At 46.3% G+C, this 16343-nt stretch carries 11 protein-coding genes; 5 read left to right on the plus strand and 6 right to left on the minus strand.

Annotation, left to right across the window (positions count from 1 at the left end; all coding sequences use genetic code 11):
• Positions 1-753: 753 nt before the first annotated feature.
• The 4 genes from D0A37_RS27030 to D0A37_RS27045 form a co-directional block, all read right to left on the minus strand.
• Positions 754-1728 (minus strand): GGDEF domain-containing response regulator, encoded by a 975-nt coding sequence (locus tag D0A37_RS27030; protein WP_242719215.1) that lies wholly within the window; start codon positions 1726-1728, stop codon positions 754-756.
• Between the two features lie 10 nt (positions 1729-1738).
• On the minus strand, positions 1739-4834 hold the full coding sequence (locus D0A37_RS27035; protein ID WP_242719217.1) for a response regulator: 3096 nt from the start codon (positions 4832-4834) through the stop codon (positions 1739-1741).
• Between the two features lie 126 nt (positions 4835-4960).
• Complete coding sequence (locus tag D0A37_RS27040) at positions 4961-6196, minus strand: ATP-binding protein (RefSeq protein WP_242719219.1); 1236 nt, start codon at positions 6194-6196, stop codon at positions 4961-4963.
• Between the two features lie 233 nt (positions 6197-6429).
• Complete coding sequence (locus D0A37_RS27045; protein ID WP_242719221.1) at positions 6430-6657, minus strand: hypothetical protein; 228 nt, start codon at positions 6655-6657, stop codon at positions 6430-6432.
• A gap of 569 nt (positions 6658-7226) precedes the next feature.
• On the opposite strand from D0A37_RS27045, the gene D0A37_RS27050 reads away from it, so the two are divergent.
• The 3 genes from D0A37_RS27050 (at position 7227) to D0A37_RS27060 (ending at position 10539) form a co-directional block, all read left to right on the plus strand.
• The gene (locus D0A37_RS27050; protein WP_242719223.1) at positions 7227-7424 is read left to right on the plus strand and encodes a hypothetical protein; all 198 of its coding nucleotides are present in this window, start codon (positions 7227-7229) and stop codon (positions 7422-7424) included.
• 555 nt (positions 7425-7979) lie between these two features.
• Positions 7980-9377: a magnesium transporter gene (gene mgtE, locus D0A37_RS27055; RefSeq protein ID WP_242719225.1), complete on the plus strand. Its 1398-nt coding sequence runs from the start codon at positions 7980-7982 to the stop codon at positions 9375-9377.
• Between the two features lie 238 nt (positions 9378-9615).
• Entirely contained in the window at positions 9616-10539 is a 924-nt protein-coding gene (locus D0A37_RS27060) for a hypothetical protein (protein WP_242719227.1), read from the plus strand.
• A 350-nt stretch (positions 10540-10889) separates the two neighbouring features.
• Here the strand turns inward: D0A37_RS27060 and fcmC are convergent, their stop codons facing one another.
• Both fcmC and fcmB read right to left on the minus strand, forming a co-directional pair.
• Positions 10890-11408: a filament morphology membrane protein FcmC gene (fcmC, locus tag D0A37_RS27065; protein ID WP_242719229.1), complete on the minus strand. Its 519-nt coding sequence runs from the start codon at positions 11406-11408 to the stop codon at positions 10890-10892.
• Positions 11409-11428: 20 nt separating this feature from the next.
• Positions 11429-12514 (minus strand): filament morphology actin-like protein FcmB, encoded by a 1086-nt coding sequence (gene fcmB / locus D0A37_RS27070; RefSeq protein ID WP_242719231.1) that lies wholly within the window; start codon positions 12512-12514, stop codon positions 11429-11431.
• A 323-nt stretch (positions 12515-12837) separates the two neighbouring features.
• Here fcmB and ftsH2 point away from each other — a divergent pair, with 323 nt between their 5' ends.
• Together ftsH2 and D0A37_RS27080 are read left to right on the plus strand one after the other, a co-directional pair.
• Positions 12838-14724, plus strand: a complete 1887-nt coding sequence (gene ftsH2 / locus D0A37_RS27075; RefSeq protein ID WP_006633417.1) for an ATP-dependent zinc metalloprotease FtsH2 — start codon at positions 12838-12840, stop codon at positions 14722-14724.
• A 245-nt stretch (positions 14725-14969) separates the two neighbouring features.
• Positions 14970-16259 (plus strand): aminopeptidase P N-terminal domain-containing protein, encoded by a 1290-nt coding sequence (locus D0A37_RS27080; protein ID WP_242719233.1) that lies wholly within the window; start codon positions 14970-14972, stop codon positions 16257-16259.
• Positions 16260-16343: the final 84 nt, after the last annotated feature.

Genomic DNA, 16343 nt, shown 5'->3' on the forward strand with positions numbered 1-16343 from the left:
TTTCCCCTAGGGAATTTTTTCTATTAACATCATCGGTTGCTGGGCTATGGGATTTTTGACCACCCTAATTTTTGAACAGGTGGCGACTGTTCCCTCGGAAGTAAAGTTAATGATGGTAGCAACGGGCTTTTTAGGAGCTTAGACTACTTTTTCAACTTACGGTTTAGATACCAATATTTGGTGGCACTTTCTGATAGAATTGTCTGTTTTTACCCACCGAAGAGCACCCTTCTCAAGAAGTCTTGGACGGGTAGACTATAAAAGCGAACCCCACAAGAAAACTCACTCTTTGTGGCACAGGCCGGAAAACCTGTTCTTGATAATGGTGCAACATCTCTGTTTTTAGAGGACTGGCAATGCCTTACTCGGAGTAATCGCAGTTCATTTAGGTATAATTTTAGCGTAATGGGGCAAATAGATAAAATCGGTTTGTGCAAATAATACCAGTTTAAAAAAAGAATGCAACTGTAGGCAAACTCTCCACCCATACAGCATCAGTCAGTCGATTTTATTTCAGGATTGTGGACAATACCTACGACATCTTTTTATCACACCCTTAACCTAATACACGCACAGCTTTTAACGGGGTTGCTACCCTGTCAGATGTAACTGTGATGATGTGTACTGCATCGTGTGTTCCGGCTGAGGGGCTAAAGTCTGCAAGCTGTTTCCCTATCTTGTTTTCAGTTTACTCTTTCTCGGTTGAACTCACGTTTAATAAATAATGCTTAGGGCGCTCCGATATCGTTGTTATCAAAAGAACGGTTGAGGATTTAAACAGCGTTTAGTGCGTTTATGCTCGTACATTAGTTTGTCAGCCTTTGCCAGCAATTCTTCTAATAAAACTTCATTATTTAAATCCCCACACTCCACACCCAGACTTATTGATATATAAGCTCGCTCGGAGTGTTGATTAAAGCGATCTATATTTTCTTGCAGCCTCCCCTGAAAATTAGTAGATGAATCACCCGACAAGTTAGGAATAAATAAAGCAAATTCATCTCCTCCCAGTCGAGCCACAATATCCGCCTCACGAAAGGTTTGCTTCAATATTTGAGCTGCGTCAACGATTACTCTGTCTCCCATTTCGTGGCCTAAAGTGTCGTTAATTTTTTTCAAACCATCTAAGTCAGCGAACAAAATAAAATAGGAGGTTTGCGTGCGTCGAGCAATTTTTAATTGTTGATTGGCTAGTAAAAAGAAGCCGCGTCGGTTATATAATCCAGTTAATTCATCGGTCACGGATAGCTGCCTTACTTCTGCTTCTGCCCTCAGACGTTCTTGGATTTCGTGTTCTAAACGTTGATTTTGTTCGATCAGTTGTTGGCGTTGCTGTTGGATGAGTAATTGATTTTTTACTCGCATCAGCACTTCCTGCTCTTGAAAGGGTTTGGTAATATAGTCTACGCCACCCAGTTCAAATGCTCGTACCTTGTTTTCCAGTCGTTCGATCGCACTGATAAAAATAACCGGGATCTGAGCACTCGCTTCCAATGCTTTTAACTGTTGGCAGACTTCGTACCCATTCATCTCCGGCATATTGATGTCAAGTAAAATCAGACTCGGTGGGTCGCGCTGAACACCTTGGAGTGCCATTCTGCCGTTGAGCGCTTTACGCACAATATAGCCCTGTGACTCTAGAATTTTGGCTAACAAGCGCAGATTGTCTGGGGTATCATCCACGATGAGAATATTCGTTTCGGCCGCAAGTTTGAATAGAGTTGTCATGGTCTTGTTCCTAAATCTGGGTGAGAGTTGCGATCGCTTCAAGTTGAAAGTTATCCACCAGAGATGTCATCGCCTTGATGAAATCTTGTTTCTCCTTGGGGATTTGAGCGATAAGTTCATAAAGCTTATTATCACTAAGATCGAGTGCTGCTTCATGAACTTCTGCAATCCACTGGGTGGGCATGGTTTTCAAGTCTTGAGTAAATATCTTTGGTGGCGAAGCTAATGAGTCTGGCGGAACTTTTTCGGCGTAGCAGTAGCGGACGCCCAAGTGATGAGCTATTTTGTCGAAAAGTGTGTCTTCAGTAAACGGCTTGGCAATGTAGTCATCGCAACCGACTTGCAGGCTGGCGATACGATCGTCTTCAAAAGCATAAGCAGTGAGGGCAATGATGCGTGTCATTTGTCTTTTGTTATGTGACATTTGCCGTGAGTTATCTGCTGATGACCCATGACTAATGACTAATAACTCTTGTGATCGAATCTCTCTCGTCGCTTCATAACCATCCATGACAGGCATTTGAATGTCCATCAAAATCAGGTCAGGGTGCCATGTTTGCCAACGAGCGATCGCCTCTACTCCATTTTCCACCGCACACACATCAAACCCAACTGACTCCAGCAGTGTCACCAGCAGTTGCCGATTTTCTGGAACGTCTTCTACTACTAGAATTCGGTAGATAGGTTGTCCAGGTTCGATCCCGATAATCCGATCGCTAATTTCAGGTTCCTCTACATCAAGGGACTCTGGTAGTTCCAAAACGACTTGGCAGGTAAAAGTCGAGCCTTGATCCAGGGTGCTTCGCACTGTGATATCGCCTCCCATCAGACGCGCAAACTCACGACTGATAGACAGTCCTAAACCTGTTCCTCGATCGTGACGACCGCGATTGGTTTGCCGGAAAGCGTCAAAAATTGATTCTAAATCTGAGGAAGAAATGCCCGATCCGGTATCCTCAACTTCGAGACATAGGGTAATAGTTTGTTTAATATCGGGTGGATTAGTGGCGCGATCGCTATTTGTACCAGATGGCATATCATCTGAGGAAAAAGCTCGTCCGCGCAGCACGATCGTTCCTATTGTTGTAAATTTGATCGCGTTCCCCAACAGATTAATCAAGATTTGGCGAAGTTTTGCTTGATCGCCACAGACATAACGGGGGACAGTAGCATCCCACTCGCTGCTCAGATGTAACCCTTTCTCAGGCGCTTTGATGCTGAACATCTCATTAATAGAACCCAGCAGTCGATGCAGATTAAAACAGCTTCGACTCAGTACCAATTGCCCTGCTTCAATCCTAGACATTTGCAAAACATCGTCGATCAATGTCAGCAAGTGTTCTCCACTACGGGTAATGATCCCTAAATGCTCTTGAAATTCTTCTGGGATATAGGGGCTGCGGTTCATAAGCTGGGTAAATCCCAGAATGGCGTTGAGTGGCGTTCTGAGCTCGTGGCTCATGTTGGCAAGGAACTGGCTTTTGGCACGGTTGGCTATTGCTGCCCTTTCGGCCTCGTGTTCTAGGGCAGCTTGCGAAAATTCTAACACCGCCAGCATGAGGATATGTCTCATTTCGGCGGCACCTTCTAACTCTGCAATCTGCCACGGTTCAGACATCTCCCGCACTGTCTCTTTCCACAGTTCAAAGGATTTGCGGGGACACAGGTGCATTTTTCCAACTTCGTCGATCAACACAGCATCCTGTGGATTACCAGCCCAGTTTATGGTTTGAATTTGTTCGGGTCGGAACCACAGGATGTGGTAGGACTTTTGTATGGCGTAGCATAGCAAGATTGAGATTGCTAAAACACCACTAGCCAGATCCTTAAATTGCTTGGCTGGGGGATACAATTGAGACAAAGAAGCTGTTGCAAACACTCGTTCTTTTTTCTGTTGCACCAACCAATTTACAAGTTCGCAAACCTCAGCTTCAGAGGGTGTTTGACCCACCAATGTCAGACGACCATCGAGCAGAATTGCAGCTCCCTGAGCATGAACTAAATCTAGCAGTTGAGAAGCATTTTTGGTCAATACCTGTTCAATAAAATTAGACTCTCGCCGGAATGCCTGCTGAAGTTCATCCTGAATAGTTTTCGCTTGCGATCGGTAAACGTTCAATTCTCGCTCTTGCTGATGCACCAGTTCGATCGAGGCAAATTGTCCTAAAAATTCACAGGTTTTGCGAGTGTCGTAATCTACCAATCGCGGGCTGTAATGGTGACAGGCAATTAATCCCCAGAGGCGCCGATCGTCAATTAACGAAATCGTCAGTGTCCCAGCAACTCCCATATTCTGCAAATATTCAATGTGGTAGGGAGATACTCCCCTTAACACACAAGCACTTAGATCCTGGGGTGTATCGCTTAGGGGATGGTTAGGGGGAATTAGGCGCGCTGGGGTGTAATTGATATTGGGAATTTGGCGCACCCAATTGCGGTAAAACAATTTGCGGGCGGGTACGGGAATATCGATCGCCGGGTAATGCAATCCCAGGTAGCTTTCTAGATAGCTTTCTTTCTCTTCAGCAATCACCACCCCATGCTCATCGGCTTCAAAGCGATAGACCATCACGCGATCGAACCCGGTCATGGCTTTCACTTCTCTAGCAATGGTTTGAGCTAAATCCGAAAGATCGATCGCACTGCGAAGGTTGAGGATCACTGTTTGCAGATGATGATAAAAATCGATTGCCTGATTATTGTCAATAGTCAATTGGGGTTCTAGCTCCAGAATCCACTCATCTGATAGCTGATGCACTGTGCTTCTAAATGTTTGAAATTTCCCGTCTTTTATAGGTATTTTTATATCAAAAGCCTTATTAATGTTTATTTGTTCCTGACTTATATGCCTGACAATTTCTTGTACTTGATCGTGACCAAATAACTTTGGCAATGACTGACCTAGCAATTCTTCTGCTGCCATGCCAAAAAACTGTTCTACATTTTCACTAGCTTGTAAAATCTTGAGGCTATTTCGTTGCACAAATAAAACGATTCCGTGTGGCTGAATATGGCCAGGAGCATACACTGATTCTTCACTGCATTCCTCCAAACTTGTTAAATCGAAAGGAGTAATTGGGGAAATCTTGGGTATTTTATGACGCATTTTAAAACAGTAATTATCAATAAAAATTAAGAGGTTTTTGTTTACAAATTGCCAAGAATTAAATTTAATTCTTGTTGGCTGTTCCTAATTTGCTCGTCCTAATCAAACGTTTAACTGCACCACAGCTTATAAATTCACTGGACGGATTTTACTTGGGAAATTACCTTGAATTAGATTAAGGATTTTCTCAAATTGATACTGGTTGGCGAGTTCCGTCAGATAAATACCGAATTGAGCGAGGTCTGAGGAAAGTTGATCTACCAGTTCAACGATCGCAACATCATCCCCACATAAAGCAGCATCTTCCAACAGAACCAGCCATACTTCTGGTAATGTCGCCAGAAGCGTTGGATCTAGGGAATCTGAAACCCCAGAGGTAACAGAACAGAAGTAAGAAGGCAAACAATTTGTTCCCCGTCCCCCGTTCTCTGTTTCCTCCTCCTGATATACATACTCTAACCCCAGGTATTGAGCCATCTTGAGAAATAGCGTCTGTTCCCGGAAGGGCTTGCTGATGTAGTCGTTGCAGCCAGCAGCGGAGGCGAGGGCGCGATCGCTCTGGGAAGCCTGGGCCGTAAGTGCAATAATGATACTGTTGTGTCCGTCTTCCAATACCCGAATTTGCTTCGTAGCCTCGTATCCATCTAACACGGGCATCCGAATGTCCATCCAGGTTAGGTCGGGTTGCCATTCTTGCCAAATCTGCACCGCTTCCTGTCCGTTGGTAGCTTCTTTTACCTCTAATCCTAATTGTGTCAGTAATCTGACCATTAGCAAGCGATTGTCTGCTTGATCGTCAACCACCAAAATGCGATGATCCAGTTGACTGGGAGCCAGCCCAATCACGAGGCGATTATTCTCTTCGGGTGTAACATTAACTCCACGGGTTGGGCTGACGGGAAGGGTAAAGGTGAAGGTACTGCCCTGTCCCAGAGCGCTGCTGACAGAAATTTCTCCGCCCATGAGTTCCAACAATTTGCGGCTGATGGTTAGACCTAGCCCAGTACCATCGGTCGATCGCTTCCCAGCTTGGGCTTGCACAAACGCATCGAAAATCGTATTGAGTTCGAGCGATGCAATCCCTACACCTGTGTCAGCGACTACACACTGGAGAATCGGCTCACTTGTGGTTACTGCCCCTGTACCGGAAGCCTTAATGCTGAGGTGCAAAGTAATGCTTCCCCGATCGGTAAATTTGATGGCATTACTCAGCAGATTGAGCAAAACCTGGCGCAGTTTTTGAGCATCGGCAAGAATAAATGGGGGAACTTCTGGCGCAATATCGAAACAAAGGTCAAGTCCTTTAGAACTTGCTAGAAATCCTTGACCCCCTTGAACCAGTGAAATATTGTGAGTTAACATAGGTTGACGCAAGTCACCAGCAGCTTACAAAGGGATTTTGCGACGCAGTTGCGGATTAAAATCTAGGTTTTGCGCTGCCTCATTCCCTGCCAGTGGCACAACCGATCACACTTTAAATGATGGATCGACTAATGCGATGCCTGATAACCGTAGAAATCCTTTACATAAGCATTAGCATCGGCTTCCCAAAGGGCCTTTGGTGTACCGCCATTGGCTTCCCAGCGATTCCCCATTTACCGAAGTGTCAGCATCCGAATTGATAATTCTTCGCTCAGTTGTGATTGAATCGCATTGGGTTCCTGCTGAATTAACTCCTCGATGTGAATTTGTCCGTTGAGGGTTAGCTGTTGCCACGTAAGTAAAACAGCAAGAGAAGCCAGCACACCAAGCAGAAGAGGTAGCAATCTTTTAAGTGGTGTTTTGCCTAAAGTTATAATTACTTTGCGTCGAGGGATTACCATAAATTAAGCGAGAGATGAATAGATATGTCTTCAATTTATTGGGCGAGAGTTGGGTAATTTAATCATGCAACCGAGCAAAGATTTGAGCATGACAATCGGTTAGCGCTAGGACAATCTCTAAACTTTATCCGCCCTAAATAGAACTGTTAAATTGCACCGATAAAGAATGTTGTTTTTTAAGCCCTAGCTATCTAACTAAATTTACAGAGGGCGATGAGCCACATCTGTTCAGATTGTAAAGAGGTATTGTTTGCCAAAATTGGCGACCAAACCAGTAGATTTGATGTTGGCGAACTTGATGGAGCATTTGATTCGAGCAGCAGTGGCAGTGAGTCATAAAGACCTATTTTTTAACTAAGGGGTATTTCCCTCTTGTTGCAAAGTGCTTTAAGCTCGGTTGAAGCACCAATAACATGACCCTAGAGAAAATAATAAAGATGGGGTAAAGAATACAACTGCTTAAGGAAAAAATACAAGTTTAAACATTTTGTAATAATATTAATAGCGCCAAGAATGTTGAGCCCACAATACGCACATTGTTACACACCTTGTAATGTCACCTCTGTTTTTTGAGAATTCTACACTATTCAGAGGCAATTCATGAAGGTATCACGGGCCGACAGTCGGGTGTAAAAGATGCGGTATCCGCAACAATCGATGCCTTCGCCAGCGAGGGGATGCTGTTAGTCCCAGAAGCGCTGAGACAGGGTGTAACTCAAAGCCAATATTCTCTTATACAGCAGCAGCCTTTAACCTGCATTTCCTAGGGCATGATCTTGCCAGCAAGTTACACTGAATGAAAAGAAACAGTCAATAATTTTATTCGCAATCAAAGTTCGACGAACTTGTTGGAAAAAGCGATCGGGCGCAATTCTCCTTTCCTACCCATGAGTGTCGCGGATCAAGATAAAGGTATTGGCGTTGCTTAATCAGGGTATGAATCAACTTTTCCCTTGATGTTACAAAACTCACCCTTCGAGGGCTTATAGCAATTCCGAAATTTTCCATTCATACCCTGATTAAGCAACACCAAGGTATTTAACCCCCAATCGGCTAAGGTGCTTGGCGCCCACCCGATGGATAGGGGTAATACTAAAGCCGCGTTAAAAACCCCTTGGTCCGACTCGACGAGTGAAATGGCTCAAGAGTCAAACTTTCGTCCTCGCTGAGAGCGACTAAGAAACAAAGGGGTATTTAAGCCGGATTTCATATAAGCTGCGGATATTGTCAGGGCAAGTGTGATGACCACTGCAACCAGTGGCGTCAATAGGCTCTAAACTGGATTCAGGAAGGCGCGCAGCACAGGTTTAGGAGGGTCATCAGTGACAGAAAAAAATTATCCATCGTCTTCTCTACCCACCTACGCGCGAAAAGAACTCCGGGAATTAGTTCGATCGCAGTTAAGGGCCCTGTTGGAAGAAGGAGACTTTAAAGGAGCAAAAGCGATTTTGCACCCGGTGCAGGAAGCAGACATAGCTGAAGCTATCGAAGGCCTGCCAGAAACCATGCAAGTAATAGCTTTTCGCTTGCTTTCCAAAGACGAAGCGATCGCAGTTTACGAATATCTCGACTCCAGCGTTCAGCAGTCCCTCTGCGAAAAATTCAAACGCCAAGAAGTCATTGATATTGTAGACAAAATGTCCCCGGACGATCGAGCTAGACTGTTTGACGAACTGCCGGCAATATTAGTCCGTCGCCTGTTGGGGGAATTGAGCCCAACGGAACGCGAAGCTACGGCTCAACTTTTGGGTTACGAAGCCAGTACCGCCGGTCGGATCATGACCCCGGAATACATTTCTCTGAAAGAAAGCTTTACCGTCGCCCAGGCTTTAGACCGAATTCGCTCTTTAGCTAGAACTACCGAAACAATTTATTCTCTTTACGTCACCGACGCCGGACGCAGCTTGACCGGTATTTTGTCCCTGCGGGATTTAGTCACTTCCCCCCTCGACAAAACTGTGGGCGAAATTATGACCCGCGACGTAGTTTCTGTTCAAACAGGAACGGATCAAGAAGAAGTAGCTAGGCTGATCCAGCGTTACGATTTTTTAGCTGTGCCCGTTGTAGACCGCGAACAGCGGCTGGTCGGCATCATTACAGTTGACGACGCGATCGACATCTTAGAACAAGAAGCAGCCAAAGATATTTATACCTTGGGCGGCGTCCAGTCCGGCGGCGACAATTATTTTCAGACCGATTTAATCACCGTTGCCCGGAAAAGAGTCGTGTGGCTGTTTGTTCTGCTTTTAACTAATACTGTCACCGGCGCAATTATTAGAGCTCAAGAAGATATTTTGAACCAAGTAGTCGCCTTAGCAGCCTTTATTCCCCTGCTGACTGGCACTGGAGGCAATGTCGGAGCTCAGTCCTCAACAGTTGTAATTCGCGGTTTGAACACTGACGAAATTACAGCAATGGGCCCGTTTCAAGTAATTGTTCGCGAGGGGATGGCGGGAGCGCTGCTAGGAGCTATATTGGGGACTGTAGCGACGGGCTGGGCTTATACTCTGCAAGGGAGTTTAGCAGTGGCACTCGCGGTGGGAGTGAGTTTGTTTGCGATCGCAATTTTAGCTTCTCTTGCCGGTTCAGCTCTGCCGTTTCTATTTCGTTCTTTGGGTTTAGACCCCGCTTTAATGTCTGCTCCTTTTATTACCACCGCAGTTGATGTCCTTGGGGTCTTGATTTATTTCACTTTAGCTCGACAAATTTTGCAGCTTTAATATATTTAATTACATGGCTGTCAATAAAAAACTTAATGGGTTTTTCACCATTACTCAATTCTGCGCCTGCGTGCAATTCCCTACCGGATAGCTGCGCTCGCGTACTTTATTGTTATCCGCATACTTGTACCAGTTGCAAAAAAATAATGCAACTATAGGCCCGCGCTCGCAACTGGGAGCTTCATCACTCATTCCACATCTAAAATCTAAAATCTAAAATCTAAAATGGTATTAGCCTATGTCATCATCCAATTCACCAACCAAAATCCAAAATCCCAAGTCCAGCAATTTGTTAGAAACTGCTGAATTGGTTTTTCTTGCTGCCTCTGCTGTGGGATTGGCTGCTAGTTTGGTTTGGGGGCAGAGCGTTTATGCTCAAGTGCCTGTAGTGATTTCGTTGGTGTTGAATTTTGTGAACCGGCAGAAGCTGCACAGGCAAGTTAAAACAAGTACGGCGGCCACGTTCGATCGCGTAAATCAACAAGCAGCTACTACCGATCTGGCGATCGAGCAATTGCAACTTGCTGTAAATACTTTAGACGAAGCTGTTGCTCAAACATCTCGCGAAAATCTCAATGTTGGGCCGGGAGAAAATGTACACTCTCTCATTTCAGCAATTGAGAACCTGCGCCAGCGACTAATAATTTTAGAAAAAACTATTAAAATGATTCAAAGCGAGATCGAACTTACCGGCCGCCAATTCAAACAGCGACCTGAGTTGCAACAAGTCGAAACTTTGACAACAATAATTCTGGACTTGCAGCAGTTTATCAACGAACTGCCGCAGTGGGGCAGTTTGCAGCAGCGGCAACTAACAGAACTTCAGCAAAAAGTAGACAATGCTTTGGCGGAGCTATCAGAAGAAATTGCTGGAATTCCCAACCGCGTGCAAGAGGCGCTAGCTAGTCGGGGTGCGGAAATTAGTCCACAGTTGGGTTCTGGTTTGAATGGCGGGCAAAAGAATGGTTATCGACCTAAAACCCCGAATGAGAAAATTCGCCAGAAATATCCCAGAGCTTATGTCAAGTGGAGTCAGGATGAAGACGAAAATTTGAAGAAAGAATATGCTAGCGGTCAACAAATTGACGAATTAGCTCAGAGATTTCAGCGACAGCCTAGTGCCATTCGTTTGCGCTTACAAAAATTAGGATTAATCGAATAATATCAATTCCGGTTGCACTCCTTATGATGTTAACTGTTGACTGTTGACTGTTGACTGTTGACTGTGAATCGAACAACTGAAAATTGCGCCGAGATAGGTGGGGACTTGTAAAAATCATTCATGAATTGCCCTATAATTTATCATTCCGATGCAGCCGGAAACCATATAAGGGGAAGGGTATAGACAAAAATGAGTAAATCTAAAATCTAAAATCTAAAGTCCGCAATAACAAAGCGATCGCTCTTTTGAAAAAAAAGGGCGATCGCTTTATTTCTGTATTCAGTACCGGCTGCCAACAGCGGGCCACTAACATCACATCTCAAGGCTTTTTAGCCTATGTCTACCTCATTTTAGAAATCTTGGGGTAACAAAGAACTTAAACGCTCCAACAAAGGATCGGAATTCCGAGGAGGAGCAAGTTCAGCATCAGACACTACATTATCATCCGCCACAGACTCAGACTCAATCGTGCCAGGCTCTACTACTTTTGAAACTTGGGCAAAAGAAACTTGAGCAAACTTACTGTTAACACTCCCCTGCAACTGATCCAACTGCGCGCTGAGTTGACTAAGGTGATGTTCCAGTCCCTCCAAACGGCTTAATTCCTCTGCCGAAACATTGTGCTCAAACTCAGCAAATTTGACCACAAGTTCAGCAATACGCTGTTCCAACCGCTGAAAGCTCTGTGTAGAGCTCGTAGACTCAGATACAGACAAAAACTGCCACAAAGCCTGCTTGCAGAGATTGCTGAAAGTCTGATACTTCGTGAAAGCCAACTCTTTTTCAATAGCGGCCAGCAAAGTTTGATCGGCAGCATCTTCCGTAAATGCCACCGAGAAATTCGCCTTATTTTTTGCCCACAGTGCCATAGGGTTCAAGCCTTAATGCGTTACTTTATCGTGGCTAGCTGAGCCTCAGCATAAATAAACTGTCCCAAAGCATTAGCTTTCCGGGAAGGCTGAGCCAAGTGAGCCTTAAGATTGGCGTCTTTCAGCAAAGGTTGCAACACCTCCCAGAAAAACTCGCCGCCACCGCCAGTCAGAACCACATCCGTCACCCGTTCCGGCAGCCACTGCACCAAACGTTCGGACAGTTCGTTAGCGAAAGCCTCCCGCAAATCCTTAATAATCGGATCTAAATTAGTCGGCTTAGTCGCTCCTCTGGGGCGGTAAAAACGCTGGCCCTCGGGTTTATTCACTGCTTCCAGTAAAGACAGAGATTGAGGGTCTGCACCCGGAATCTTTGAGGCAACTTGTTCGTAGAACTTGTTCATTGCGAAGGAATCGCTCTTAGAAGCCGCGCGGGCGAACCGGAAACGATCGACCATTAACAAATCGGTAGTTTGGTGTCCGATATCAACAACAGCCACCGACAGTTCCGGCAACTCCGGCGTAAACTCCTTGTTATCTTGAGCCTCGCACCAAATCAGGCTGCCGAACCCTTCCGGCATCACCCAAACGTGACTGATGTTAATATCCACCCGCTCGCCCCGGTACACCACAACGTGGGGAGAGCGCAGTTGGCTGATAATCTCTTCCTTTTCCTTCTCAAACTGATCCTGCGAATAAAACGGCAAACCCAGCACAACTGCTATTTCGCCCTTCATCTGGAAATATCCAGCACAGGAAAAGACCTTAACCAAAGCATCTACTACTTTCGACTGATCAGCGCCACCGAGATTAGCGCCAAAATCTGCCGCCAATTGACCTATAGCGTAACCCCTGCCCTGGTACTCCAGCCACATATCCAACAGAGGGTCTGTTGCTTTGGACTCAAAGCTGCCACCCCGCACCTTTTCCACGGGCATAGCAGCCACGTTAGCCGGGATGAAAACAACGCTACTCGGGTTGCGACTCACGCAAGCTTTAGTTGCCGTCCGACCCAAATCAGCACTAATAATCGATTTGTTGTTAGAAGCGACTTTAGTCTGCTGGGTCAGCATAGCCGAATTAGGAACAAGCTGTCTAGTTGTCATTGAAATGTGTTACCTCACTGAGCCTCACCATTATCATGCCTTATCCCTTGACACTGCCACGCTTAAAGACAGTGGGTGAAAGCGGCGATTCTTTTAACTCTACCTAGATCGGTATCGAAATCAGCACCAAACATTATATTCGGGACGATCGCCCTTACCCTAACTAACCTAACTTTTTCTGGAGCGATCGTGGTCGAAGGTCTGTTGCCTGAGAGTGCATTGTTAAGTTAAATTTAGTTAAGATTCTGAGTGTAAACTTTTGTCGCACTTCTCCGACACCGCGATCTTACCCGATCTGTCCCCAATTCAAGGCATCCGCATTTATGAAAATTTCTTGGCGAACTATACTACTTTGGACTTTACCCGCCTTAGTCATCGGCTTTTTCTTGTGGCAGGGGGCCTTTGCCCCATCCCCCGCAGAAATGAGCAAGAACACCGCCAGCACCCGCCTGAGCTACGGTCGATTCTTAGATTACTTAAACGCCGGTCGAGTGACCAGCGTTGACCTTTACGACGGAGGTCGGACGGCTATTGTCCTAGCAGTCGATCCCGAACTGGACAATCACGAGCAGCGGTGGCGGGTAGACTTGCCCTCAAATGCCCCGGAACTGGTTTCTAGGCTCAGAGACTCCAAAATCAGCTTCGACACTCACCCACTACGCAACGACGGCGCTGTCTGGGGACTTTTAGGCAATCTAGTATTTCCCCTCTTGTTAGTAGGAGGCCTGTTTTTCCTCTTCCGCCGCGGTGGCAACGTTCCCGGCGGCCCGGGCCAAGCCATGAATTTTGGCAAATCCAAAGCTCGCTTTCAAATGGAAGCTAAAACAGGCGTACTGTTCGACGACGTAGCAGGCGTTGAGGAAGCCAAAGAAGAACTACAAGAAGTAGTGACATTCCTCAAAAAACCCGAACGCTTCACCGCAGTCGGGGCGAAGATTCCCAAAGGTGTGCTGCTAGTTGGCCCTCCCGGAACCGGTAAAACCCTGCTGGCAAAAGCGATCGCAGGCGAAGCCGGCGTGCCTTTCTTCAGCATCTCCGGTTCGGAATTTGTCGAAATGTTCGTCGGTGTCGGCGCTTCCCGCGTCCGCGACTTGTTCAAGAAAGCTAAAGAAAATGCTCCTTGCATCATCTTTATCGATGAAATCGATGCAGTGGGTCGCCAGCGCGGCGCCGGTATCGGCGGCGGTAACGACGAACGGGAACAAACCCTGAACCAGTTGCTGACCGAAATGGACGGTTTTGAGGGCAATACTGGCATTATCATCATTGCTGCCACGAACCGCCCCGACGTGCTCGACTCAGCGCTGCTGCGTCCGGGACGTTTTGACCGCCAAGTTAGCGTAGATACGCCGGATATTAAAGGCCGCTTGGAAATTTTGGAAGTTCACGCGCGCAACAAGAAGCTGTCTGCAGAGATTTCTTTGGACGCCATCGCCCGCCGCACTCCTGGTTTTACCGGGGCTGATTTGGCTAACTTGCTCAACGAAGCGGCTATTTTAACCGCCCGCCGCCGCAAAGAAGCGATTACGATGCTCGAAGTTGACGATGCAGTCGATCGCGTGGTAGCAGGTATGGAAGGCACTCCTTTGGTGGACAGCAAGAGCAAGCGCTTGATTGCTTACCACGAAATTGGCCACGCGATCGTCGGTACAATCATTCAAGCCCACGATCCAGTTCAAAAAGTTACCTTAGTACCTCGCGGACAGGCCCGCGGCTTGACTTGGTTCATGCCCAGCGAAGACCAAGGTTTGATTTCTCGATCGCAAATTTTAGCCCGGATTAGCGGTGCTTTAGGTGGTCGCGCAGCCGAAGAAGTAGTTTTTGGTGATGCTGAAGTAACCACCGGTGCGGGTAACGACTTGCAACAAGTAAGCGGTATGGCGCGCCAAATGGTGACTCGCTATGGGATGTCTACCTTGGGCCCGATCGCCTTGGAAGCTCAGCAAAGCGAAATTTTCCTCGGCCGCGACTACACAGCGCGATCGGAATATTCCGAAGAAATAGCCTCTCGGATTGACGGACAAGTTCGATCTATTGTCGATCATTGCTACGACGACGCCCGCCGAATTATTCGCGAAAATCGCACCGTAATCGATCGCTTAGTCGATTTGTTGATCGAAAAAGAAACCATCGACGGCGAAGAGTTGCGCCTAATCGTCTCTGAATACACTTTTGTTCCTGAGAAAGAACAATACGTTCCTCAGCTTTAAAAAGTCAGGGCGAATAAAATTCGCTTCTACACAAACAAAGTCCGCCTACGCGGACTGAAGAAATTCAACCCGCGCAGGCGGGTTTTGTCTGTGTAGCAGCGGTTTCAACCGCCGAGTCTAAAGAAACCCGCTAAATTTGCTAGATGTATGATTAAGAATTCCTCGATTTTTTTGATGGTAATTTTGACATTTATTTTTAGCAGAATTTTTAGGGACTCAATCTACAATCTACAATCTAAAATCGAATGACCAACCCCAACGAATATCGGCAAAGACGCGAACAATTAATGGCAAAAATTGGCAGCGGGACGGCGATATTTCGCAGCGCGCCCGCTGCCGTCATGCACAACGATGTAGAATATGCCTACCGACAAGATAGCGATTTTTTCTACTTGACCGGTTTCAACGAAGCTGCGGCGGTAGCAGTGCTCGCGCCACACCATGAAGAACACAAATTTGTGTTGTTTGTGCAGCCAAAAGACTTGGAAAAAGAAACTTGGCACGGTTATCGCGCCGGAGTAGAAGGCGCTAAGGAATTGTACGGCGCGGATGAAGCTTTCCCGATTAATGAACTGGCCGAAAAACTGCCGAAATATTTAGAAAAAGCCGATCGCATATACTATCACTTCGGGCGCGATCGTAGTTTCGACCAAACAGTCCTCAATCACTGGCAGCGCTTGATGGCAACCTACCCAAAACGCGGCACCGGCCCGACAGCAATCGAAGATTCCAACATCATTTTACACCCGATGCGGCTGGTGAAAAGCGAAACTGAATTAGCATTAATGCGAAAAGCCGCTAATATCTCAGTTGCAGCCCACAACCGCGCCCAAGAATTCGCCAAACCGGGCAGGTACGAATATGAAATTCAAGCTGAAATAGAACATACTTTTGGCTTAAATGGCTGCACTCCGGCTTACCCTTCAATTGTTGCATCCGGTTACAACTCCTGCGTCCTCCACTACATCGAAAACAACCGGCAAATGCAGGAAAACGATTTGTTGCTAATAGATGCCGGTTGTGCTTGCGGGTACTACAACGCCGATATTACTCGCACATTTCCTGTTAGCGGCAAATTTACAACTGAACAACAGATAATTTATGACTTAGTTTTGCAAGCACAATTGCAGGCAATTAGTCAAGTATATCCGGGAAATCCTTACAGCAAAATTCACGAAACGGCAGTGCGCGTTTTGGTGGAAGGTTTAATGGATTTAAAACTTTTGGTGGGGGACATTGAGGAGATAATTAAAGAAGAGAAATACAAGCCATTTTATATGCACCGCACTGGTCATTGGCTGGGATTGGATGTGCACGATGTCGGCGTTTATCAGTACGGCGAAAATCCGCAAGTTTTGCAGCCAGGACAAGTGCTGACGGTGGAACCGGGGATTTATATTTCTCCTTATATTAAACCCGTGGAAGGACAGCCGGAGGTTCCTGAAAAATGGCGCGGTATTGGCGTGAGAATTGAAGATGATGTGTTGGTGACAGTTGACAGCCATGAAGTCTTGACGGCGGGAGTTCCTAAATGAAGGAAGGAGGCTTTCGGCCCCAGTCTAGAAAGATGGACTAATTAAGTTGGCAGTGTAGGCTTGAGCTTTGTTAGTATTGACTTG

Source organism: Microcoleus vaginatus HSN003, assembly GCF_022701255.1.
GTDB classification, from domain to species: Bacteria; Cyanobacteriota; Cyanobacteriia; order Cyanobacteriales; family Microcoleaceae; genus Microcoleus; species Microcoleus vaginatus_B.